The sequence below is a fragment of the Leptothermofonsia sp. ETS-13 genome (genome assembly GCF_049200465.1).
Lineage (GTDB): Bacteria > Cyanobacteriota > Cyanobacteriia > Leptolyngbyales > Leptolyngbyaceae > Leptothermofonsia.
The window spans coordinates 3,583,029-3,603,953 of the sequence record NZ_CP120836.1 but is presented as its reverse complement, the minus strand read 5'-3'; the positions used below and the strand labels follow the sequence as shown (position 1 = coordinate 3,603,953).

Below are 20,925 nucleotides of genomic sequence, written 5' to 3'. Positions count from 1 at the left end.
TCAGGCAACCAATATTGTGGCGTTGATCCGAGATATTGGAGTCCATTCCTATGCGGAGCTTCATGTCTGGTTTGCCCAATACTGTGCTGAGTTCTGGCATACCATGATGCAGCGATTAGGAATTCGCTTTAGGCAAAATTACGACGAAATTGTCGATCTCTCTCGCAGGGAAAAGATTCGACGGGCGATCGCCCAGCTTCCAGAAATCAATATTAGACTTAATCGGAAATAAGAAAGGAAGTCAATTCCTTGCATAAAATTGTCAATTTTCATGGTTTTATCGCCCATTATCATATCGAGCCATTTATTTCCGATAATGCATTTATTTCCGATAATGTCTATTGATCAAGAAATTCTGGACAAAATGCAACTGCGTCGTGCCATGCAGATCTACTCCTACCCGACCTATGCCTACGTTTGGGGAGAAGCTCTTCCGGTTCAGGTACTACCCCGTAACCTGACAGTTCCCTTTTACACTCCCTTTTACACTATTGCTCAGAAGTCAGGCCGCCCGCCTGTACTATCCTATGCCTCCTATGCACTGGATAATTGGGTCTGCATTGGGGAGTAGATTCCCATTCCCTATAAAGCCCGTAGACCTAACAAGGTAATGATGTGCGGCGCTAGTCGCACATCACTATCTGCTCAAAAACCATTACGATTTGGGCACCACCATAAAGCCATAACAATTTAAGGAAAAAATGATAATGAAATTTGCAGAACGGATGAATCGTTTAGGCACGGAGTCTGCCTTTGAGGTTTTTGCCAGGGCTAAGAATCTGGAAGCTCAAGGTAAAAGTATAATCCATCTGGAAATTGGGCAACCCGATTTTCCAACTCCGGTGAATGTCTGCCAGGCTGCCTTCCAGGCGATGCAGGATGGGTATACGGGTTACGGTCCGGCAGCAGGTTTGCTGGAATTTCGCAAAGTGATTGCAAACCATGTGGCAAAAACCAGAGGGATTGAGGTTCATCCAGATGAGGTTGTGGTGACACCTGGTGCCAAACCCATCATTTTCTTCACCATTATGGCGTTAATTGATGTGGGTGATGAGGTGATTTATCCTGATCCAGGTTTCCCCGTGTATGAGTCAGTGATTAACTTTGTGGGTGCGAGAGCTGTCCCGCTACCATTACGAGAAGAGGTGGACTTTCGTTTCCGAATCGATGACTTGATTGATGCCATTTCTGATCGCACTAGGTTATTCATTCTAAACTCTCCCCAAAACCCAACGGGCGGGCTGCTGAAGGCGGAGGATTTGGAAGCGATCGCCCACCTTGCTAACCGACATGACTTCTTCATTCTCTCCGACGAAATCTACTCCGGTATTATTTACGAAGGGCAGCACACAAGTATCCTGGAGTTCCCTGGTATGAAGGAGCGTACCATCCTGCTGGATGGGCACTCAAAAACTTACTCGATGACGGGTTGGCGACTGGGCTACGGTGTGGCGCCAAAACCGATGATTGAACACATCACTCGCCTGATGATTAATTCCAATTCCTGCACCTGTTCGTTTACTCAAATCGCTGGAATTGAGGCACTCACAGGACCCCAGGATGCCGTGGAACAGATGGTCGCCGAATTTAAGCGAAGACGGGATGTGATCGTCGATGGATTGAATGCAATTGCAGGGATTCGCTGCCTCAGGCCCGCTGGCGCATTCTATGTTTTCCCAAACGTCACTCAACTGCCTCTCTCTTCCGATCAACTGGCAGATTACCTGCTAGAAGAGGCCGGAGTTGCTGCTTTATCAGGCACTGCGTTTGGCAAATTTGGAGATGGATATTTACGGCTTTCCTATGCAAACTCCTTAGAGAATATTCAAGAGGCGTTGCAACGAATTCAAATGGCAGTTTGCAACCTCTAAAAAAATGCCCCAAAAGCAGGAGGTCCAAAATTTTGAAATTAGCGACACTAGTATTGCAAGTCATAAATTTTGCAACATGGGGGAGTAGGGGCTTCATCTCCAGAAGGGGTTTTACCCCCTCCACCCCCTTCAAAACTTTTGTTTTGATCTACTAGAGTTGTAATCAGACTTGAATCATAGACGTTACAAGGAGGTCTGACGATGACCGATATGCAAGAACACAAACAAGTTCAAGACACCCTGCAAACCATTGAAGTTAAAACGACCCCTGTTGTAACCGATAGCCCTCAAGAGCCTCCCAAAGAAGATGTGCGCGTTGAAGAATTTAAGATCAGTGGGGATGCTCTGGTGAGCAAAATTAAGGAACTGATTCACCAGGGAAACATTCGTCGAATTATCCTCAAGACAGAGGAAGGGAATACGCTGATTGAAATTCCGCTAACAGTGGGGGTGGTTGGTGGGGTTCTGAGTGCAGCAATCTTTCCTGTGATTGCAGCGATCGGTGTGATTGGGGCGTTAGTTGCTCACCTTACAGTTGTGATTGAGAAAAAGGTAAGTAACTAGAAGGCCTTCCTTAAATCCCGTGACTTTTACCAATCACCCAATGGCGGCGAAAGAAGCGGGATAGGGCCGATTCTTCCAGGGTGAGACAGATGGGGCGACCGTGGGGACATGTGCGGGGGTTGCGGGTTTGCTGCCACTGGTCGAGGAGAGTTTGCATTTCTTGTAGGGTGAGTGGGGTACCATTACGGATGGCGCTGCGGCAGGCGGTGGCAACCTGTGCTGTTTGTAAATCACCTCCCAAACTCAGCTCCCAAAGAGCATCGGCACAATCATCCCTCTGAGCTAAGAGTTCTGGAGCGGTGCGTACCACCCAGGCTTGCTCACCAAAAGGCTCCATATCCATTTCCAGGCGTTGTAGTTGTTCTACCTGCGCGGTGGAAAGTTGGTTGAGAACAATGGGCGATCGCAGTGTCACTATTTGCCAGCGATCGCACAACTGTTCATACAACACTCGCTCATGGGCAATGTGTTGTTCAATCAACCATACACCCGTTGAATGTTCAGCGAGGATATACATATTGTGAACCTGGGCGATCGCACGAAGGGGTGAGGAGTGAGGTTCTAGTTCTGACTTCTGGCTCCTAGTTCCTGGCTCCTGGCTTCTACTGGCATTGTAATGACTCTGCGCTTCAGCGGTTTTTAAAACCTTACCCACCCGATCAAAGTAAAGAGTGTCGGAGAAATTAATCGAACTGAGTTGTAAGGCTTTTTCAATTGCCTTGGTCAGTTGCTCTCGCCAGTAGTCCATGTGGTGCAGGTAAACCTCTGACTTGGCAGGATGGCGATTCCAGTCGATGTGTTCGGGTGGGATATGAAAATGGGCAAAGCAAACAGGAAAGCGATCGCGCGGTAGGGTGCGTCGGAATCCCGCCAGAATGGTTTGTTCCATTTCTGGGATTTGCACAAACCGCCCATTTAATGCCACCCGAATCCAGTCGGGGCGATGGCGATGGCAGCGATCGGGCAAACCGAGAAGGAGGTAAAGGAAAGACGCGGAGGAGAGAGGAGATTCTTCGCATTCGTCCCGCCAGACGATTTCCTGCAAATCGTTCCCCTGCACATCGCGCAGAATTTGCGGAAGAATCTGTCGTGCAGTTTTGCCCATCCACAGCGTGAGCCACTCGCGCTCATTCTGCTCAACCTGCCAGGTGACCTGGGGGTGGCAAAGTGCCATTTGATGAACCACGGCCTGCACCGCCTTGAGCTGTTGAGTTATCGGTGGTAGACCTTGACGGCGAGCAGGCCAGTTGCCAAAGATGTTATCGCCAATGACAACTGTACCGGGCGCAATCGCTGCGGGTTCCACCTGGCAAACCTTTCCCTGCGCATCGTAAGCAACCCACCAGCCTTCTTGACTGTTAGCGGAGCGGCTGACAATTTCCAAATCCGCTAACTGAGCCAGGCTGTACAAGGCCTCACCTCGAAATCCCAGGCTCATAATCTTAGTCAGATCTTGGCGATCGCGGATTTTGCTGGTGGTATGGGGAGAAGCCGCCCGTTGCAGATCCTCCAGGCTCATCCCATGACCGTTGTCTGCAACCCGAACTCGCCACTGATCCGGATAAAGAGAAATAGAAATTCGACTGGCTCCTGCATCGAGAGCATTTTCTGCAAGTTCCCGCACAACAGCCGCCAGCGAGTCAATAACCTCACCCGCCGCAATCAAATGAACAACGTCTAACGGTAACGCCTCAATCCCAGATTGCATGACTCCTAGTGTAGAAGATGGAGTGGGGTTGGTAGTTGGATTCACCCTCTCACCGGAATCAACCTGCTAATCATTGAGCGGCAAACGCTACGGAGCCCCCGACCCGCAATATTGCTGAAGGTGAAATTGCCTGCCAGGAGTTGGGCAGCGGCGTGGGTTGCTTTTGGATGTTTGACGCCGTACTGGTAGCAGACGTGGGGAAAGCGATAAAAAATCTGCGCGAGCAAACGTGCAGCGTCAAAATTGGCCGCAAATTCGGCGTGAATGCGATCGCTATATGCCTGACTGTTACCTTCCGCGATGCAGCTTGCCGCGATCGCCCCACTCTTGACGGCATGCAAAATTCCGTCGCCAAAGAATGGGTTAATGAGACCAGCCGCATCTCCAGCTAGCAGAATCCGCCCATCCGTACTGTGTACCTGCTCTTTACCATTCCAAACGGGCAGCGGGTGGGCATGGAACTTCAGCTTTTCCGGATCATAGGGTAACTGAAAACTATTTAAGTAATTAAAAATTGCCTGGCGCAATCGTTCACGAACCGAGCGAGCGTTGCGGGCATCTCCACCACCGGGATGAAACACTCCGGCACCGACGTTGAGATGCTCAGCTTTTGGGAAAATCCAGGCATATCCTCGTTTAACCGCACCATATTCCAGGTGAGCAATTTCAGATTGCAGTACAGGATGCTGATTGCTCCATTGATAGGGAAACTCCACTTCCATACCCAGGGCAATCGCCCGCCTTTGCCGCAAACCTGCTGCTTTCGCCGTCACTCCATTGGCACCATCTGCACCAATCACATAATCGGCAACAACATTAAAGTCGCTCCCCTGGCTGGAAGCTCCACGATTGCCCACCATCTGGCCCCGAACCCTGACGCGATTTCCTTCAATGGTCAAAGATCGGACTGCCGCCCCGTCCAGCAACTCTGCTCCAGACCGGGTTGCCTGTCGAGCGAGGGCATCATCAAAAATCGGACGCTGCACCATCCAAATTGACAATTTCCGGTCTTTGTCAGGCAAATTGATGGGGGCAAGATAGGAGTCGCCAAAATTCCAGGTATGGCGAAAGTAGAGCACATCGGATTCTACAAAAGCGTCGGGTGCAAGGTCATAAAGGAAATCCTTCATTACCATTGGCATACCACCGCCGCAGGTTTTATGACGAGGCAGGGGAAATTTTTCAATTAACGCAACCCTTAACCCTGCCCTGGCTGCGATCGCAGCCGCTGTCGCTCCCGCCGGTCCAGCACCACAAACAATAAGATCGTAACTTTTCACTGATTTATCCCTGACTCGCTTTTGCGAGCATCCTGATAACGTTTCAACCTCAATCAGGATAACGGGTTTGTGCATCAATATCAGGTATATTTTAAGCAAGCAGACCTAAGCGCTTACCATTGTCACGAGCCAGGCGAATCATGCTCTGCCGCTGATTCCGATCCACACCAAAGCGATCACAAAACCGAGTGATGACTTGAGCATGGAGTGCGATCGCCTGACCCCGTAAGCGAATAAATTTAGCATCTCCCATCAAGCGACGAACCAGAACAACAATAGGTGCAAACATTTCAAGTCTCCTTTCGATCGTGAAGCGGGAACCCGACTGCCCGAAATAAAAAAGGCAAAGCTATCAGCGATCGACTTCACAGAAACAGGAAGTTGTCAGAGCAACTGATAGCTGGACACCTTCAGAACTAAGCCGCGAATGCTGTCAAAACCAGAGCCGTAACAAACAGAGTTGCGAGAGCTGCCTGGAATGCATAACGGCGCTGTTGCTCAGGAGAGGGATATTCAGCGTAATAAACAGGAGGTTCAACAGCGTAGTTATTGAGCAGACCCTCTTCGTTAACGGTGTACATGGCGTTTCTCCTTTTGGGAACTTCGTTTACTTCCTTATGTAAATAAATGTAAACAAAACTGTTACAAAATGTCAACAAAACTTGCAAAATAAATTTGATGATGTTAAGCATACGCTCCGCTTATTGCCTCAAAACACCCCCTGGAGCGAAAAGCTAGGATTTAGGAAGAGGGAAAGAGGCTGAGAAAAGGGGCTAAGAAAAAGGAAAAAAGAAAAGAAAAAAGAAGACAGGAGTAGAAGTAAGAAGTCGAGAGACGCCACCCATCCACCCATCTATAGCTCTACGCGGGAGCGTTAGGACATTGGAATTAGAGAGGGAGTGGGGGCGAAGCCCCCAGCCAGGAGTTCCACCCCTGCACCCCGTCCTAACCATAATGACTACCGCTATACCCCACTCCCTACCCCCTCGAGCCTCACTAATAACCAACAACTAGCAACTTCCTCATGTGCGGACGTTTTAGCCAAAGCAAAACAGCCGAAATGCTGATCAAAGCCTTTCAGCTATCCACTACTCCCAATTGGCAACCCCGTTACAACATCGCGCCAACTCAGGACGTGCCGACTGTTCTTTACATGCCTGGCCAGTCTGAACGTCAGTTCAAGCTCTTGCGTTGGGGGCTCATCCCCAGTTGGTCAAAGGATTTATCCATTGGCTCAAAACTAATTAACGCCCGCGCCGAGACTGTGGCTGAAAAACCTGCTTTTCGATCTGCCTTTAAGCGGCACCGGTGCCTGATCCTGGCAGATGGTTTTTACGAATGGCAGCGGCTCAATGGCAAAAAGCAACCCTACTACTTTCGATTGGCCGATAGTCAACCCTTTGCCTTTGCTGGGCTATGGGAGCGCTGGCAGCAGGATGAAACCACCCTTGAATCCTGTACCATCATCACGACTCAGGCTAATGAGTTGCTACAACCCATCCACGATCGCATGCCTGTCGTGCTAAAACCAGAAACTTACGATCAATGGCTCGCTCCCTCCACCTCAACTGAACATTTACAATCTCTGCTGCATCCCTACAGCGCCGAGGAAATGGAGGGCTATCCTGTCAGTTCTCTAGTCAACAGTCCATCCAATGAAAGCCCAGATTGTTTGAAGCGTCTTTAGTAAGATATAGGCAGGTTTTTCAATTCCAACTCTTTAATTCTCCATGAACAGCGAACAACTGGCCCGTTACATCGAAGAAACCGATGGAATCTCTAAACCCTGGCTACTGGTGCTACTCCGCCTAAAAAAACTGGAAGAACGCAAAAACAGTATTCCTGACACAGAATACCAGCGAGAATTAGAAGACATTCACAAGGACATGATGAATCTGGGTGAATGGTGGATTGGTATTGAGGATGAGGTTTTTGGGGACGGGATCTGAATAAAGGTGGTGGAGTAAAAGAGTAATGGGGTTGAAGCTTAGTTGTTAGTTGTTGGTTGTTATACCAATTCAATATGAGGATGCATAGAATCAGAACCCTCTGTAGTCCCCCTTGGTAGGGGGGATGGCGACAGCCGGGGGGCGATAATGTATAGATTCATAAAACATTGTTATTTAAGAGGAAGTGAGGGGTGAAGAGTAAAGGGGTGATAGAGAGATTGTATAGCTGTAGCCACCAGGCTTAGGACTATGACCTGTGTCTCAAACTTTCCGAAGCAACTGAAATCTACCATTTCCCAAAAACCCTTTATAGCAGTAGTCATTGTGGCTAGGAAGGGTGATGCCTACCCTACTGGTTGTGTCAGGCTGAGCGATCGCTACTGGCCTGCCCGGCGAATTGTCTGACGAAACTCCTGTACAGCCTCATACTGGTCATGGTAAGTGATATAGCGACAAAACACATCTAGTGGCAAATGCTTCAACAGTTCACTTTGATTGACCCGTTGATATTCCCCACCAGATAGGTGGTAAATTGCCAGCATATCATCTTCCCAAAACCACACTTCCGGTACTCCCATGCGGCGATAACCTTCCAACTTATCTACCCCGCCACTGGTAACCGTCACTTCAATCACCAGATCTGGATAGGGCTTTTTGCTACCCAGGTTATAGGATTCATCTGGTTCATTTCTGGCTTTCAGTTGCCTGTTGCTCAACGTCGGACCACCACGACCGTAAAAGTGAATTCCTGCCTCTTCCAGGTAAGCCTCTAGCAACCGCCGGATGATGACTTTGAACTCCTTATGTTCCTCACTAACTGGCATAATTTCAGCCGTTCCGTCCAGATACACCAGCTTCAGCCCAGCAATATCTTCCAGGGAGCGATCCAACTCCTCCAATTGCTCCCAGGTCAGGTGATGAATCACCTTCGCAATTCTAGGCTGAGGAGTCTGTAGCAGCGGCGGCGTCATCGGGTTTAGATTGGGATTCTGGCATTATATGCGTATTACTGGGGGGATGAGGGCGGGGGGAGTTGGGAAGTGGTCAAAACTTAAAACTCAGAACCCAAAACTCAAAACTTATCCACCTTTTACCGTTGGTGGAGGTGATCAAATTGCTTCAGTAAATACGAACAACTAATTACAAAATCACCCATAATTGGTTCGATTTGTATCGGTTTTGTAGCGGCTTCTTGCGATCAGGATAGCGACAGTCATTCTGGTTGGGATGGGGTATAGGGGGGAAACCTCTGGCTGGGACACCACATCTATCCCCTCTTTAAGCCCGATGTACTAAAGCATTTGCATAAAGCGATATTCGAGGGTTTCGGATGAAGGTTGAACTCCAAAATATTTCCAAACAGTTTGGCGCAGTTCAAGCGAATGATAACGTGTCGTTGATAGTAGAAGCGGGTAGCATCCACGGGTTGCTGGGCGAAAATGGGGCAGGCAAAAGCACGTTAGTCAAAGTGTTGAGTGGTTTCATTAGCCGTGATGCAGGGGTTGTTTTGCTGGATGGGCAATCGGTTGAAATTCGGACGCCTGCGGATGCGATCGCTGCAGGTATTGGCATGCTGCACCAGGACCCGTTAGATTTCCCGCCCCTTGCAGTGCTGGACAATTTCACCGTTGGCAGACCGGGGCCATTGCTGATTAACCGTCGTCAGGTTGCAAAGGAATTTCGCCAACTGGCGGCCCAATTCAATTTCAACCTGGATATTAACGAGTGGGTCAGTAACCTGACGGTGGGTGAGCGGCAGCAGTTAGAAATTCTACGATTGCTATCGTTGGGGGTCAGCACACTGATTCTGGATGAACCGACAACGGGTATCTCGGCATCCCAAAAAAGCGCCTTGTTCACCACTGCTAAAAAACTAGCCGCTCAGGGCAAATCCATTATTTTTGTGTCGCACAAACTGGAGGATGTGAATGAGTTGTGTGATCGCGTTACCGTTTTGCGCCAGGGTAAGGTTGTGGGCGAGCTAGAAGTTCCCTGCCCGGATGAAACGCTGATCGAGCTGATGTTTGGTCGAGAACTGGCAACTCCCATTAAGCCCAAGACACGCCAGGCTGAACTGGTTCTGAAGCTAGAAAATGTCTCCCTCACTACTGACCGTTTCACGCTTAATTTTGGAAACCTGGACGTTTATAGAGGGGAAGTGATTGGGTTAGCCGGGTTGGAGGGCAGTGGACAACAATTGCTGTTGCGGCTGTGTGCGGGTCTGTTGCGAGCAGCGAGCGGGCGCATTTATGTAAATGGCATGGACATGACCGAACAGCCCTATCAGCAATACCTGAACATGGGAGTGGGCTATTCTCCTGCTGATCGCCTGCGGGAAGGACTGATTCGGGGGCTATCGATCCATGAACATGTTTCCCTCCGCACCCCACCGAAAGGCTGGTTTGTAGACTGGAAAGACACGCTGCAAAAAACCCTGCACGCGATCGCCCTGTTCAAAATTCGCGGCAACCCTCAAACGAAGGTGGAGCGTCTTTCTGGGGGGAACCAGCAGCGCACCCAACTGGCCCTCCTGCCCACGCCCCTCAACCTGCTGTTGATGGAACACCCCACGCGTGGCCTGGATATCGAATCGGTTTTGTGGGTCTGGCAACAACTGATTGCCCGTTGCGAAGGTGGTACTGCAATTCTGTTTACCTCTTCTGATCTAGATGAAATTATGCAGTACAGCGATCGTGTCGTTGTTTTCAGCGGTGGTGATGTTTCCGAACCGATTGATGTTGAAGATTTGACTGTGGATCGATTAGGTCAAATGATTGGTGGCAAGTTTGAACGTAACCACCAGTGGTCAGTCTAGGCGGCTTGAAGGAATCCATTCTCTCAGGAATGAGGTGAAAAATGCCCAAAGCTCTCTACTATCAGGTCGTTTCTCTCTCAATAGCACTAGGATTTATTGCAGTCATCATTCTGTTAATGGGGGCTTCTCCCATCGAAGTGATCAGCAAAATGGGGACGGGTGCTTTTGGCACACCAGGGCAGTTTGCTAGAGTAATGGCAACCCTGGCTCCTCTGTTGCTTTGCACTAGTGGGTTACTGTTTACCTTCACAGCCGGGCTGTATAACCTGGGCATTGAGGGACAAGTTGTGGCAGGGGCGATTGCTACGATGGTTCCCATTCGTTTGTTTCAGGACGTTCTGCCTGCTCCTCTGGTGATTGCATTGGCAATCCTGGCCGGAGCCCTGGGAGGAGGCTTATGGGGACTATTTGCAGGCATCCTGAATGTCTATGGTCGAATTAATGAAATTTTTGCCGGATTGGGGCTTAATTTTGTCGCCGATGGTCTGGCACTCTATCTCATCTTTGGACCCTGGCAAAAGGAAGGCGTCGCTTCCATGAGTGGCACCGAGCAGTTTAAAGAATCCCTCTGGCTCCCCACCTTCGGCAATACCGAAGCCAGTCCCATTGCTCTAGGGTTAGGAGTGGTCGCCCTTATTCTCACCATTGTTGTCATGCGGGGCACCCACTTTGGCTTACAACTTCGGGCGGTAGGGCTTAATCTGCGAGCATCCTACATTTTAGGTATTCGTTCAGTCCGCCAGTTAATCAGTGCCTTTGTGATTTGCGGGGCCTTTGCTGGAATCGCCGGATCGCTACAAGTTCTGGCGATTTTCCATCGCCTCATCCCTAGTATTTCCAGTAACCTGGGCTTTCTAGCTTTACTGGTTGCCATGCTGGTCGGCTTCAACGCCTGGATGATCCTCCCCGTCGCGTTTTTCTTCAGTGCCCTTAATATTGGCAGCTTGCAACTCCCCCTGAATCTAAATCTAGAGTCGTCCTTAGCTGGAGTGATCCAGGGCATGCTTGTCCTCGCCGTTTTACTCGGTCGTGGTCTCAGCGAAGTCAATGCCCTCTCCGCTATTAAAACCTACCTCTCCTCCCTCTCCCGCAGAGGTTCGACAGCTCTGGATGAGGGATAAACTTGGTTATCGGGCAAAGGACGAAAGAGTGTGATGGAGTGATAGGGTAACGGGGTAATAGGGTAAGGTTCTTTTATTCTCTCCCCCCATCACCCTACTACTCCTCCACCTATCCACTCCTTTCCCCTTCTGGCTCCTGACTTCTTTCTTTTTCCTTCTCCCATGGATATCATCGCCATTCTCTCAGTTGCGATCGCCACCTCTACTCCCCTGGTCTTCGCCTGCATTGGAGAAACCATCACCGAACGCTCAGGCGTGATTAACCTTTCAGCCGAAGGAACCATCCTGCTGTCTGCTATGACCGGGTTTGCTGTTGCCAAAACCACTGAAGGATTGGGCACCATCCCTAGTCTGCTGCTGGGATTTGTCAGTGCAGCCCTGGTGGGGGCAGTCGTAGCGCTGGTGGTTGCTTTTGGAGCGCTGTCCTTGCGGCAGTCCCAAGTTGCCATTGGGTTTGTGCTGGCTCTGCTGTGTGCCGATCTGTCTTCGTTCTTAGGAAATCCCTATGTTCGCATTCCTGGACCGACGGTTCCCAGTTTCAAACTCCCCTTGTTGCAGGACATTCCCGTCGTTGGCCGATTGCTATTTCAAAGCGATTGGCTCGTTTATGCCAGCTTTGCCCTGATCATTCTGGTCTGGGTATATTTCTACCGCACTCGCCCTGGCCTAATGCTGAGAGCAATGGGAGAACAACCCGCTGCTGCTTTTGCCAGAGGCACCAACGTCATTCTGATGCGCTATTGCTACACGCTACTGGGGGGAGCGCTGATGGGGATTGCGGGAGCTGCGTTTTCTCTGGACTTCAAAGCGGGATGGAGCCATCGTCATACCGCCGGCTACGGGTGGATTGCACTGGCGATCGTTATCTTTGGTAGCTGGAACCCTCTACGGGTTGCGCTTAGTTGCTACCTATTCGGCATCCTGCAATCTCTGGCAAGTCAGGCGCAAAATGCTATCCCCGTGCCCACACAGGTAATTACCGTTGCTCCCTTCGCATTGATGATTTTGTTTCTGGTTCTGACTTCCAGTGAATGGCTAGAACGTTTGCTAAAGCAGCTACCACCCAGCCTCAGCCGGGCCGCAGCTCAAACAATCCACAGCACACCACCCGCCGCTCTGGGACAGGCTTTTGAGCAAGATTAAATGTGTTCAGTCTTGCCGATACCCATCAGGATAGATAGTTGTTTGATCGGTATAAGCTTTGGACAAATCTGCCTGCTGTGTGCGAAATAGGTTGGTTCCACTTAGTTTCGCGCCGGTTAGATTGGCTTTTTCCAGGTTAGCTCGCCGGAGATCGACATTAGTTAGATTGCAGTCACTTAGATCTGCACCATACAAGTCTGATCCCTGTAAATTTGCTCCACTTAGGTCAGCACCCTGGAGTTTTGCAAAGCGCAAGTTAGCCCTGGGCATATTCGCTCTCCGAAGATTGGCTTGCATCAGGTTTGCCTGATAAAGCTGAGCATCTCCCATCTCAGTTTCCTGGAGTTGGGCTTCCCTTAGGTTTGCCTGACTCAAATTTGCGTAGGGTAGATGACTATGACTAAGGTCACAACCTGAACAATCAATTCCTGGCAGGCTGGCTTCGAACAGGTCTGCCCCACTTAAATCCAGGTTTTGGAAGTCTCTTTTACCCCCGGCGTATTGAAGAAGAAGCTCTTCTGTGTTTAACCTTTGCATTTCCGTTTCAACTTAACCAGAACGAAGTACACCGTGAGGTCAAAGCTTACGGTTGGATAAATTGGTAGGTATTTATACTTTGTAGAAATGTAAAGCATTGTGAATAAATTCCATTGATTTTTAACCATTTCTTCCAGAGATTTAATTTTTTATTAACTGAAAGCCCTTTTGGCAGGGAAATACCCTCTTCTAATTCCTTCCTGCTCTTAATTTTTGTCACAAAGGCAAAAGCTAACGTTAGCAACGGGTTTTCTTAGGGGAACTCTAGCTAGCGACTGTCGTTTAGAGGTAGACCGATCGCGGTTCTGAAAACCAAGCATGAATTCAGAACTAGGCCCCACTGAACTTCTCAAAAAAGCGGCTGATGAAGTGGATATGAATGACAATCTTGGGCTTGCTTTGTCGATGGCAACATCAGCCAGTCCCCGACAGATGGATGGTTGTGGGGCTGATATTGACGACGCGTCGTTTGCTAAAGTGCAAACACTTATGATCGATCACCCAGTGGGGGAGTCTGATAGTACGACTTTTGAAGTCTCTGGTGAAATCTTTAAGTACGTCCAGGGGGTTGTTCAGGGGCAGCGCGTTTATGTGGTTACCAACCTGTTGGGAGAGTCAGAGATTCTGCTTCAGCCTCAAATGGTATGGACCATTGGGCGAAATCGGGAGGCCGCATTACCACTGAAAGATCGAGCAATATCCCGTCGGCATGCGGTGTTGCTGTATGTGCAAGAGGTGGGTTTTCAGTTGATTGACCTGAACAGTATGAACGGTTCTTTTGTCAACGGTGCCCGAATTCGGCAACGTCATTTGCTAAAGGATGGCGATCGCATCCGTCTGGGCAGCGTCAACTTCACATTCTTCGTCAGCTGGGGTTTCCGTACCCTTCATCCCATCCATCCCGAAGTACTTGCCCGTTTCAAAGACTCTGGCTCCCGTTCTGCCGATTTTATGGATTATTCTGCGCTGGAAGATCCGGAGATTTTGTTTGGAAGAAATCGGTGATAGGCGACGGGCGACAAGCAATAGGGAAAGGGGAGAGGGGTGGACCGACCCTCCCACTTATCCACCCTTCTATCCTCGTCGCCTATCCTTAAAACTTCCTCGTCTACTCCTGCCAGCGCTCGACTACGACCTTTGTTTGAGTGAAGAATTCAACTGCCTGCTGTCCCTGAGCGTGCAGATCGCCGAAGAAACTATCTTTCCAGCCGCTGAAGGGAAAGAAGGCCATGGGGGCGGCAACGCCAATATTGATCCCAAGGTTGCCCGCTTCGGCCTCATAGCGGAATTTGCGGGCAGCGGCTCCGCTGGAGGTAAACAGACAGGCCATGTTGCCATATGGTCCCCGGTTAATGAGGGCGATCGCGTCATCAATTGTTTCCAGGTGAACCAGGCTTAAAACAGGGCCAAATATCTCGGTGCGGGCAATTTCGCCGGTGGGATCAATGTTTTGCAGAATGGTGGGGCGGATAAAATAGCCCTGCTCGTAGCCTGAAATATGGGGGTACCGCCCATCCACCAGAATGTTTGCCCCTTCCTCTGCCCCTTTTTGAATCAATCCTTCAATCCGACTGAGACTTTCAGCGGTAATTACCGGACCCATCTGCACCTGTTCGTCCAGACCATAGCCAACAATGCGGGATTGGGCGGTTTCGGCGATCGCCTCTGTGAAGGTCTTCCGGGCTTCCCCGACGGTGATGGCAACGGAGGCAGCTAGACACCGTTGACCGGCACAGCCAAAAGCACTGTCTGCCATGATGCGGGTGGTCATCGGGATGTCGGCATCCGGCAAAACGATGACTGGATTTTTGGCTCCCCCCTGGCACTGGGCCCGTTTGCCATTGGTCGCAGCGCGGCTGTAAATGTATCGGGCCACTGGCGTTGAACCGACAAAGCTGATAGCTCGGATGAGTGGATGATCTAGAATGGCATCTACCGTTTCCCTGGCTCCGTTCACCAGATTGACCACCCCTTTGGGTAGACCAGTCTGATCCAGCAGGTGCATGATTTTCTGCATTGTCAGAGGCACTTTCTCAGAGGGTTTGATCAGGTAAGTGTTGCCGCAGGCGATCGCGTAGGGCATAAACCAGAAGGGGATCATCCCCGGAAAGTTGAAGGGGCAAATGGCTGCGGCTACCCCTACTGGCTGGCGAATCATAAACTCATCAATGCCACGGGCAATATCTTCCGAGTTGTAGCCCTGCATCAAAACTGGAATGCCACAGGCGACTTCCACGTTCTCAATGGCTCGCCGCATTTCGCCCCTGGATTCTGCCAGGGTTTTGCCGCATTCCTGGGTGATGGTGCCGGCCAGATCTTCCAGGTTTTCTTCTAACAGAGTTTTCAGTTTGAAGAGATACTGAATGCGATCGCCTGCTGGAGTCCGCCGCCAGTTAACAAACGCCGCTGCCGCCGCTTGAGCTGCCTGATCAACCTCCTCAGCCGTAGACAGCGGTACCTTTGCCAGAACCTTAGCCGTTGCTGGGTTGACTACATTCAAATACTCAGTTGCCCTGGAACGACTCCATTCCCCATTGATGAAGTTTTTCAACACAATTGTCATTACACCTATCACCCTGAACTCACTGTCTTCTCTCTACCCTAGAGGGGTACCCAAGTCGTAATGATTTTGAGGGGGGTATACAACCCGTAATAGCCTACACACCAAACAGTTCCTTTCCGATATACGTTACAGGAGATTGACTGGTAGATCGAGGTTTAAACTGTATGATGACGAAGGCAACCCGATCTCCGCTGCGCAGGATGCGATCGCGGCTGTTCGGCATACCGGAGCAAGCCTCTTGCTGCCACTCAAATCGTTCGCCACCCTATAGCCCCTCAGACCCCCTCACACAAAAATCAAAAACTTATGGGTTGTACTGTCATTCGCCATGCCATTGTCTTTACGGTTAATGCCGATGATGTCATCTATTCGGATGGCACAGTCGTCCTTCAGGATGATCGGATCGTGGATGTGGGTTCCAGTGAGGAGGTATTCGTTCCAGACGATGCGACCCAAACCATTGACTGCCAGGGCAGAATGGCCGTCATCCCTGGGTTGATTGATGTCCACTCCCATTCCAGTTTGCTGCGGGGTGTCACAGAAAACCTGCAACTCTTGGATTGGCTGCCTCGCTACCAGTTAGAGCATCGAGCACTGAATGAAGAAGATGCCTATTACGCGGCCCTGCTTTGCTATCTGGAAGCACTCAAGGGTGGTACGACTTGTGTGGTAGATATGTATCGGTTCATGCATCGTTGTGCTGATGCCGCAGGCGTTTTGGGCATGCGTGTTAACTTGGTGCCCTATGCCGCCGATATGCCAGGCAAGGATTTTTTTGAAACTCCAGAAACTAACCGCAAGCTAATAGAAACGCACCATCTGTCTCAGAACGGACGGGTGCGGGTGGGGGTCGGGCTGGAGCATCTCCTCTACTGCTCAAGAGATGCTTTTGCCAAAGCCAGAGCCTATTCCGAGGAGTATGGGGTTCGGATTCATACCCACAGCAGTGAACAAAAAGAAGAAGTGGAGGCCGTGGTTCAGCATTTTGGTCAGCGTCCGATCGCGCTCTTCAATGAACTGGGGATTTTGGGAGAGAAAACAGCGATCGCCCACTGTGTCTGGCTTAACGAAGATGAAATTAAACTCCTGGCAGATACGGGTACCTCTGTCGCCCACTGCCCCACTAGCAACGCCAAGCTAGCCGGTGGCATCGCCCCCATCTTGGAAATGAAACAGGCAGGAATCACCGTTGGGTTAGGGACCGATGGCAATATCTCCAATAACAATCTGGATCTGTTTGAAGAAATGAAATTTGCGTCCCTGTTGCAGAAAGTTCATCGCTATGACGCCGCGGCCCTGTCTGCCCCAGAAACCCTCCGCATGGCAACGATTGAGGGAGCAAAGCTGCTTGGCTTAGACCACGAGATTGGCTCGATCGAAGCGGGCAAAAAAGCCGACTTACTATTGGTTGATCTCTGGCAGCCCAACCTGATGCCCCTTGTTTGGGATAACAATGATACCAATGTGCTGTGGAACTTAGTCTACGCAGCTCACGGTTCTAACGTACACACCGTTTTTGTAGATGGTGAAATGGTAGTGCAGGCCGGACGCAGCACTCGTGTTAATGAAGCAGAAGTTTTAGAAGCCATTCAGGGACAAACTCTGGATCACCTGAAGCGAAGGGAATCCTTTAAATCGACTCTCAACCCTGTGGTTAGCTGATGTAAATATCGTATCGCTCTGAAGCGAAGCGGTGATTGTACAGCCATTGTCGATTAGTAGGTGAATCAAATATCCAGCGGTTCAGTAAATCTGCAAACTTGACTGGGACTTGTAACTGCTCCCAAGTAGCTTTGGAATTTGCAGAAAGCCTTTGATAGAGATCAGGGTTTGAAAGCAATGTGACAATTCGTTCTGCTAAAGCAGAGGCATTTCCCGCTCGAAAAATTAGCGCACTTTGCCCATCAATCAGTTTCCTCCGGAACATGGGGTGATCTGAGGCAACAATTGGAGTGTGGGAACATAATGCCTCGTAAATGATCATTGGGAGGCCCTCAGGGTAACTATGGTGGCTGGGAATCATGACCAGATCGGCTGCCCTCATCAACTGCACAATATTGTTGTTGGGAATGAACCCTAAAAACTCTATTTGTTGCTCAATTCCTAGTTTTTTTGCCTGTTCAATATAGCGGGCAATGTCTCCTTTGCCTGCTAACTGAACGTAAGTCGAAATATTTTTAGCGTTCAGTATTGGAACAGCTTCTAAAACATCCCCAACCCCCTTTAAATCAATGATTGAACCCACGTATAGCAGTTTGAAAGTCCCATGATGGGTTCGCAGTTGTTTCGGAGTGAAATTGTCAGGAGTGATGACATGTGGCCAGTCCCAGGGAATGATTTTGTTGGGATTGACTCCGATCGCCCGCAAAGATCGACAGGCATTAGTGCCATGATTCGCCACCCAATCTATTTGGGGATGATTCAAAAGCCTGCCCAGAAAATAATTCTTGAGCGTGCTACGTACTCCTGTAGCTTGAAACGAATCGGCCAGGAGGGCAAGGGTTTTAACTTTGTTTCGAATCGCCCACTGAACCAATTCCAGAATAGGGGTATTGATGATCAAATGGGTTGGCTTTTGTTGTTCAACCAATTTGATTAACTCTTTAACAGGTACATTCGTTGCAAAGCCGCTACCAATGGCACGCACTCTATTCTCTAGTACTTCATTGTAGGGTTCATCCGTGTGGCAAACGAGGACAGTCATTTCCTCAACCTGCTGGCTAATTTCTGCCATTGTGTTGACCGAATACCGCTGGGCATAGTACGTTTCGTTTCCCCCTTGATTCAGGTGATTGACAGCTTCACGGTAATCTCCCGCATATTGGACAAACAAAACTCGTCGTCGAGTTGAACTACGGGTTTTAGGGGGATTTTCCAGAGTTAACTGAGTGACAAAGTCCTGATTTCTCTTTTCCATAAAGCTGAAGATCCTAGATCAAAAAATTTTCTCTAATTATTTATACTGAGAAAAGCAGAAAGGAGAAGGAAAGAAGCCAGGAGCCAGAAGGGGAAAGGAGTGGATGGGTAACGGTGTAATAGGGTGAGGGAGTAAAGAAACCTCACCTTATTACGCCGTTACCCTATTACTCCCTTACTCCTCACTCCTCACCTAGCTAACAACTAACAAGCAACAACTAATAACTGCTCCCATCCCCTAACTTCACTTCTCAAACCATCAGGTAAACTGTTGGAATTGGCGCGATTAAACAGTTCAGAATTTATGGCGACGTTTTTACTGGAAGTCGGTACAGAAGAATTGCCAGCGGATTTTGTGGATGAGGCGCTGGAGCAATGGCGATCGCGCATCCCCCAGAGCCTGGCTGCTCATTATCTGAACCCGGAGAGCATTGAATTCTATGGCACTCCCCGTCGCCTTGCCGTTTTAATTTGGGGACTGCCACCGCGCCAACCAGACCAGCGAGAAGATATCAAGGGACCCCCTGCCCAGGCTGCATTCAAAGATGGTAAGCCGACCAAAGCTGCCGAAGGCTTTGCCCAGAAGCAGGGAGTAGACCTGGCTTCCCTGGAAATTCGGGCAACGGAAAAGGGGGATTTTGTCTTTGCTCGCAAGATGATTGTGGGTAAACCGACCGCAGAGATTCTGACCCAACTGGTGCCAGAGTGGATTACCAATCTGGAAGGTCGGCGATTTATGCGTTGGGCAGATGGAGACTTACGCTTCCCCCGTCCAATTCGCTGGCTGGTGACGTTATTGGACAGCGAAGTATTGCCGATTGAATTGGTAAATGGTTCCCAGAGTTGCCGGGGCGATCGCCTCTCCCAGGGGCACCGGGTTCTGCATCCCCAACCAGTTGAAATTCCCCATGCAGAAGAGTACGTCCGCGTCCTGGATGCAGCGTCTATACAGGTCAATGTTGAAAAGCGACGCAGTTTGATAGAACGTCAGGTTGAGGAAGCGGCGGCTCAAATGGGTGGGGTCGCGCTGATTAACCCAGACTTGCTGGAAGAAGTGACCAACCTGGTGGAGTATCCCACAGCAGTGGTCGGCAAGTTTGACCCGGAATTTCTGGAACTGCCGCCGGAGGTCATCATCACAGAGATGGAAAGCCACCAGCGCTACTTTCCTGTGCTGAAGCAGGTGGGTTCTTCTGACCTGTTGCCCTACTTCATCACTGTTTCTAATGGTGATCCTGACAAAGCAAACATTATCGTCGCCGGGAATGAGCGGGTCATTCGGGCACGGCTTTCGGATGGCAAATTTTTCTTTAATGCCGATCGCGCCCATCCCCTGGAAAGCTATCTGCCCAAACTGGAAACCGTCACTTTTCAAGCCGATCTGGGCTCCGTGCGGGCTAAAGTTGATCGCCTCTGCCGTGTTGCCGACCAGATTGCTGACCAACTCAAGGTGAAAAAACGGCAGGACATTCAGCGGGCAGCCCTCCTCTGCAAAGCGGATTTGGTGACGCAGATGGTGGGTGAATTTCCCGAATTGCAGGGGGTGATGGGTGAGAAGTACGCCCGTGCCAGTGGTGAATCAGAGGCGGTCGCAGTCGCCATTTTTGAACATTATTTACCGAAAGGAGCGGGGGATAGGCTACCAGAAACCCTTGCGGGTCAGGTTGTGGGGTTGGCGGATCGACTCGATACCCTGGTCAGTATTTTTGGGTTGGGTATGTTGCCGACAGGATCCTCAGACCCATTTGCCTTGCGCCGGGCAGCCAATGCGATCGTCAACATTACCTGGGCTGCTAATTTGTCATTGAACCTGAATCACTTAATCGAGCAAGTCACAACTGATTTTGCCCAATCCTTTCAAACGGTGATGAAACTATCTCTGGAAGAGTTGCGGCAACAATTGCAAGACTTTTTTCTGCAACGGATTCGAACTCTGCTTCAGGAAGACCGGGAAGTTGACTATGACCTGGTCAACGCTGTTCTGGGTGAAAATGATCCAGAATATGCCGAACGGGCATTAAATGATTTGCTGGATGTGCGCGATCGCGCCCTCTTCCTGCAATCCATCCGCAACGACGGCACCCTGGAGAAGATTTACGAAACTGTCAACCGCTCTTCTCGTCTCGCTGCTCAGGGCGATCTGAATACCACTTCCCTGGAACCCACTTCTCTGGTCAATCCCAAACTATTCCAGCAGCCCTCAGAACAAGCCTTTTACAATGCCCTGGTAAAGCTAGTCCCTCAAACCCAGATAGCCCGTGCCAAACGAGATTACCGCAAACTGGTCAATGCCCTGGCAGACATTGCGCCGACGGTCAGCCAGTTTTTCGATGGTCCCCAAAGTGTACTGGTAATGGATTCTGACCCCGATATTCGCCGCAATCGGCTCAATCTTTTAGGGTTGCTGAGAAACCATGCACGGGTGCTGGCAGATTTTGGAGCGATCGTGAAAGCCTAA

Annotated in this window: 22 protein-coding genes; 13 read left to right on the top strand and 9 right to left on the bottom strand. The window is 50.0% G+C overall.

What is annotated here, in order from left to right; genetic code table 11:
- The first annotated feature begins 16 nt into the window (after nt 1–16).
- From P4D80_RS16345 to P4D80_RS16330, 4 genes are all read left to right on the top strand, one after another.
- Nucleotides 17–232 carry a hypothetical protein gene (locus tag P4D80_RS16345; RefSeq protein ID WP_421655066.1) on the top strand — a complete coding sequence of 72 codons (216 nt, stop codon included), beginning with the start codon at nt 17–19 and terminating at the stop codon, nt 230–232.
- Between the two features lie 39 nt (nt 233–271).
- Nucleotides 272–571 carry a hypothetical protein gene (locus P4D80_RS16340; RefSeq protein ID WP_421655065.1) on the top strand — a complete coding sequence of 100 codons (300 nt, stop codon included), beginning with the start codon at nt 272–274 and terminating at the stop codon, nt 569–571.
- A gap of 136 nt (nt 572–707) precedes the next feature.
- Nucleotides 708–1,871 carry a pyridoxal phosphate-dependent aminotransferase gene (locus tag P4D80_RS16335; protein ID WP_421655064.1) on the top strand — a complete coding sequence of 388 codons (1,164 nt, stop codon included), beginning with the start codon at nt 708–710 and terminating at the stop codon, nt 1,869–1,871.
- A 201-nt stretch (nt 1,872–2,072) separates the two neighbouring features.
- Entirely contained in the window at nt 2,073–2,435 is a 363-nt protein-coding gene (locus P4D80_RS16330; RefSeq protein ID WP_421655063.1) for a DUF4342 domain-containing protein, read from the top strand.
- A gap of 10 nt (nt 2,436–2,445) precedes the next feature.
- Here P4D80_RS16330 and mutL read toward each other — a convergent pair whose 3' ends face one another.
- From mutL to psb34, 4 genes are all read right to left on the bottom strand, one after another.
- On the bottom strand, nt 2,446–4,143 hold the full coding sequence (gene mutL, locus P4D80_RS16325) for a DNA mismatch repair endonuclease MutL (protein ID WP_421655062.1): 1,698 nt from the start codon (nt 4,141–4,143) through the stop codon (nt 2,446–2,448).
- A gap of 41 nt (nt 4,144–4,184) precedes the next feature.
- Nucleotides 4,185–5,423, bottom strand: a complete 1,239-nt coding sequence (locus P4D80_RS16320) for a geranylgeranyl reductase family protein (protein ID WP_421655061.1) — start codon at nt 5,421–5,423, stop codon at nt 4,185–4,187.
- A gap of 91 nt (nt 5,424–5,514) precedes the next feature.
- Nucleotides 5,515–5,712 carry a cyclic electron transport protein PGR5 gene (gene pgr5, locus P4D80_RS16315; protein WP_421655060.1) on the bottom strand — a complete coding sequence of 66 codons (198 nt, stop codon included), beginning with the start codon at nt 5,710–5,712 and terminating at the stop codon, nt 5,515–5,517.
- Between the two features lie 127 nt (nt 5,713–5,839).
- Nucleotides 5,840–6,004 carry a photosystem II assembly protein Psb34 gene (gene psb34, locus P4D80_RS16310; protein ID WP_421655059.1) on the bottom strand — a complete coding sequence of 55 codons (165 nt, stop codon included), beginning with the start codon at nt 6,002–6,004 and terminating at the stop codon, nt 5,840–5,842.
- A 443-nt stretch (nt 6,005–6,447) separates the two neighbouring features.
- Between psb34 and P4D80_RS16305 the strand changes: the two genes are divergently transcribed.
- The 3 genes from P4D80_RS16305 (at nt 6,448) to P4D80_RS16295 (ending at nt 7,777) form a co-directional block, all read left to right on the top strand.
- Nucleotides 6,448–7,110 (top strand): SOS response-associated peptidase, encoded by a 663-nt coding sequence (locus P4D80_RS16305; RefSeq protein WP_421655058.1) that lies wholly within the window; start codon nt 6,448–6,450, stop codon nt 7,108–7,110.
- Nucleotides 7,111–7,153: 43 nt separating this feature from the next.
- Entirely contained in the window at nt 7,154–7,372 is a 219-nt protein-coding gene (locus P4D80_RS16300; protein WP_421655056.1) for a hypothetical protein, read from the top strand.
- 249 nt (nt 7,373–7,621) lie between these two features.
- Nucleotides 7,622–7,777, top strand: coding sequence for a hypothetical protein (locus tag P4D80_RS16295; protein WP_421655055.1), 156 nt, complete (start codon nt 7,622–7,624; stop codon nt 7,775–7,777).
- On the opposite strand, the gene P4D80_RS16290 is transcribed toward P4D80_RS16295, so the two are convergent.
- The gene (locus P4D80_RS16290) at nt 7,750–8,343 is read right to left on the bottom strand and encodes a Uma2 family endonuclease (RefSeq protein ID WP_421655053.1); all 594 of its coding nucleotides are present in this window, start codon (nt 8,341–8,343) and stop codon (nt 7,750–7,752) included. The two genes, P4D80_RS16295 and P4D80_RS16290, sit on opposite strands and share 28 nt — an antisense overlap.
- A gap of 359 nt (nt 8,344–8,702) precedes the next feature.
- Between P4D80_RS16290 and P4D80_RS16285 the strand changes: the two genes are divergently transcribed.
- The 3 genes from P4D80_RS16285 to P4D80_RS16275 all read left to right on the top strand — a co-directional run bounded on the left by P4D80_RS16285 (nt 8,703) and on the right by P4D80_RS16275 (nt 12,451).
- Nucleotides 8,703–10,187, top strand: a complete 1,485-nt coding sequence (locus P4D80_RS16285) for an ABC transporter ATP-binding protein (protein ID WP_421655052.1) — start codon at nt 8,703–8,705, stop codon at nt 10,185–10,187.
- Between the two features lie 41 nt (nt 10,188–10,228).
- Nucleotides 10,229–11,308 (top strand): ABC transporter permease, encoded by a 1,080-nt coding sequence (locus tag P4D80_RS16280; RefSeq protein ID WP_421655051.1) that lies wholly within the window; start codon nt 10,229–10,231, stop codon nt 11,306–11,308.
- A 162-nt stretch (nt 11,309–11,470) separates the two neighbouring features.
- On the top strand, nt 11,471–12,451 hold the full coding sequence (locus tag P4D80_RS16275; RefSeq protein WP_421655050.1) for an ABC transporter permease: 981 nt from the start codon (nt 11,471–11,473) through the stop codon (nt 12,449–12,451).
- Between the two features lie 6 nt (nt 12,452–12,457).
- Here P4D80_RS16275 and P4D80_RS16270 read toward each other — a convergent pair whose 3' ends face one another.
- On the bottom strand, nt 12,458–12,988 hold the full coding sequence (locus P4D80_RS16270; protein WP_421655049.1) for a pentapeptide repeat-containing protein: 531 nt from the start codon (nt 12,986–12,988) through the stop codon (nt 12,458–12,460).
- Between the two features lie 318 nt (nt 12,989–13,306).
- Here P4D80_RS16270 and P4D80_RS16265 point away from each other — a divergent pair, with 318 nt between their 5' ends.
- A complete protein-coding gene (locus tag P4D80_RS16265) occupies nt 13,307–13,993 on the top strand; it encodes an FHA domain-containing protein (protein ID WP_421655048.1) in 687 nt (228 codons plus the stop codon).
- A 103-nt stretch (nt 13,994–14,096) separates the two neighbouring features.
- Here P4D80_RS16265 and P4D80_RS16260 read toward each other — a convergent pair whose 3' ends face one another.
- Complete coding sequence (locus P4D80_RS16260; protein ID WP_421655047.1) at nt 14,097–15,551, bottom strand: CoA-acylating methylmalonate-semialdehyde dehydrogenase; 1,455 nt, start codon at nt 15,549–15,551, stop codon at nt 14,097–14,099.
- Between the two features lie 94 nt (nt 15,552–15,645).
- Nucleotides 15,646–15,774 (bottom strand): hypothetical protein, encoded by a 129-nt coding sequence (locus tag P4D80_RS16255; protein WP_421655046.1) that lies wholly within the window; start codon nt 15,772–15,774, stop codon nt 15,646–15,648.
- 83 nt (nt 15,775–15,857) lie between these two features.
- Between P4D80_RS16255 and P4D80_RS16250 the strand changes: the two genes are divergently transcribed.
- Nucleotides 15,858–17,213, top strand: coding sequence for an amidohydrolase family protein (locus tag P4D80_RS16250; RefSeq protein ID WP_421655044.1), 1,356 nt, complete (start codon nt 15,858–15,860; stop codon nt 17,211–17,213).
- Here the strand turns inward: P4D80_RS16250 and P4D80_RS16245 are convergent.
- The gene (locus P4D80_RS16245; RefSeq protein ID WP_421655043.1) at nt 17,206–18,468 is read right to left on the bottom strand and encodes a glycosyltransferase; all 1,263 of its coding nucleotides are present in this window, start codon (nt 18,466–18,468) and stop codon (nt 17,206–17,208) included. The genes P4D80_RS16250 and P4D80_RS16245 overlap by 8 nt on opposite strands.
- Before the next feature lie 303 nt (nt 18,469–18,771).
- Here P4D80_RS16245 and glyS point away from each other — a divergent pair, with 303 nt between their 5' ends.
- Nucleotides 18,772–20,925, top strand: a complete 2,154-nt coding sequence (gene glyS / locus P4D80_RS16240; RefSeq protein WP_421655042.1) for a glycine--tRNA ligase subunit beta — start codon at nt 18,772–18,774, stop codon at nt 20,923–20,925.

Coding starts and splice junctions, on each gene's coding strand:
- P4D80_RS16245 (WP_421655043.1), bottom strand. CDS start 18,468: ATGGAAAAGAGAAATCAGGACTTTGTCACTCAGTTAACTCTGGAAAAT.
- glyS (WP_421655042.1), top strand. CDS start 18,772: ATGGCGACGTTTTTACTGGAAGTCGGTACAGAAGAATTGCCAGCGGAT.
- P4D80_RS16295 (WP_421655055.1), top strand. CDS start 7,622: ATGACCTGTGTCTCAAACTTTCCGAAGCAACTGAAATCTACCATTTCC.
- psb34 (WP_421655059.1), bottom strand. CDS start 6,004: ATGTACACCGTTAACGAAGAGGGTCTGCTCAATAACTACGCTGTTGAA.
- P4D80_RS16290 (WP_421655053.1), bottom strand. CDS start 8,343: ATGACGCCGCCGCTGCTACAGACTCCTCAGCCTAGAATTGCGAAGGTG.
- P4D80_RS16280 (WP_421655051.1), top strand. CDS start 10,229: ATGCCCAAAGCTCTCTACTATCAGGTCGTTTCTCTCTCAATAGCACTA.
- mutL (WP_421655062.1), bottom strand. CDS start 4,143: ATGCAATCTGGGATTGAGGCGTTACCGTTAGACGTTGTTCATTTGATT.
- P4D80_RS16340 (WP_421655065.1), top strand. CDS start 272: ATGGTTTTATCGCCCATTATCATATCGAGCCATTTATTTCCGATAATG.
- P4D80_RS16275 (WP_421655050.1), top strand. CDS start 11,471: ATGGATATCATCGCCATTCTCTCAGTTGCGATCGCCACCTCTACTCCC.
- P4D80_RS16285 (WP_421655052.1), top strand. CDS start 8,703: ATGAAGGTTGAACTCCAAAATATTTCCAAACAGTTTGGCGCAGTTCAA.
- P4D80_RS16270 (WP_421655049.1), bottom strand. CDS start 12,988: ATGCAAAGGTTAAACACAGAAGAGCTTCTTCTTCAATACGCCGGGGGT.
- P4D80_RS16260 (WP_421655047.1), bottom strand. CDS start 15,551: ATGACAATTGTGTTGAAAAACTTCATCAATGGGGAATGGAGTCGTTCC.
- pgr5 (WP_421655060.1), bottom strand. CDS start 5,712: ATGTTTGCACCTATTGTTGTTCTGGTTCGTCGCTTGATGGGAGATGCT.
- P4D80_RS16300 (WP_421655056.1), top strand. CDS start 7,154: ATGAACAGCGAACAACTGGCCCGTTACATCGAAGAAACCGATGGAATC.
- P4D80_RS16335 (WP_421655064.1), top strand. CDS start 708: ATGAAATTTGCAGAACGGATGAATCGTTTAGGCACGGAGTCTGCCTTT.
- P4D80_RS16250 (WP_421655044.1), top strand. CDS start 15,858: ATGGGTTGTACTGTCATTCGCCATGCCATTGTCTTTACGGTTAATGCC.
- P4D80_RS16265 (WP_421655048.1), top strand. CDS start 13,307: ATGAATTCAGAACTAGGCCCCACTGAACTTCTCAAAAAAGCGGCTGAT.
- P4D80_RS16330 (WP_421655063.1), top strand. CDS start 2,073: ATGACCGATATGCAAGAACACAAACAAGTTCAAGACACCCTGCAAACC.
- P4D80_RS16255 (WP_421655046.1), bottom strand. CDS start 15,774: ATGCCGAACAGCCGCGATCGCATCCTGCGCAGCGGAGATCGGGTTGCC.
- P4D80_RS16305 (WP_421655058.1), top strand. CDS start 6,448: ATGTGCGGACGTTTTAGCCAAAGCAAAACAGCCGAAATGCTGATCAAA.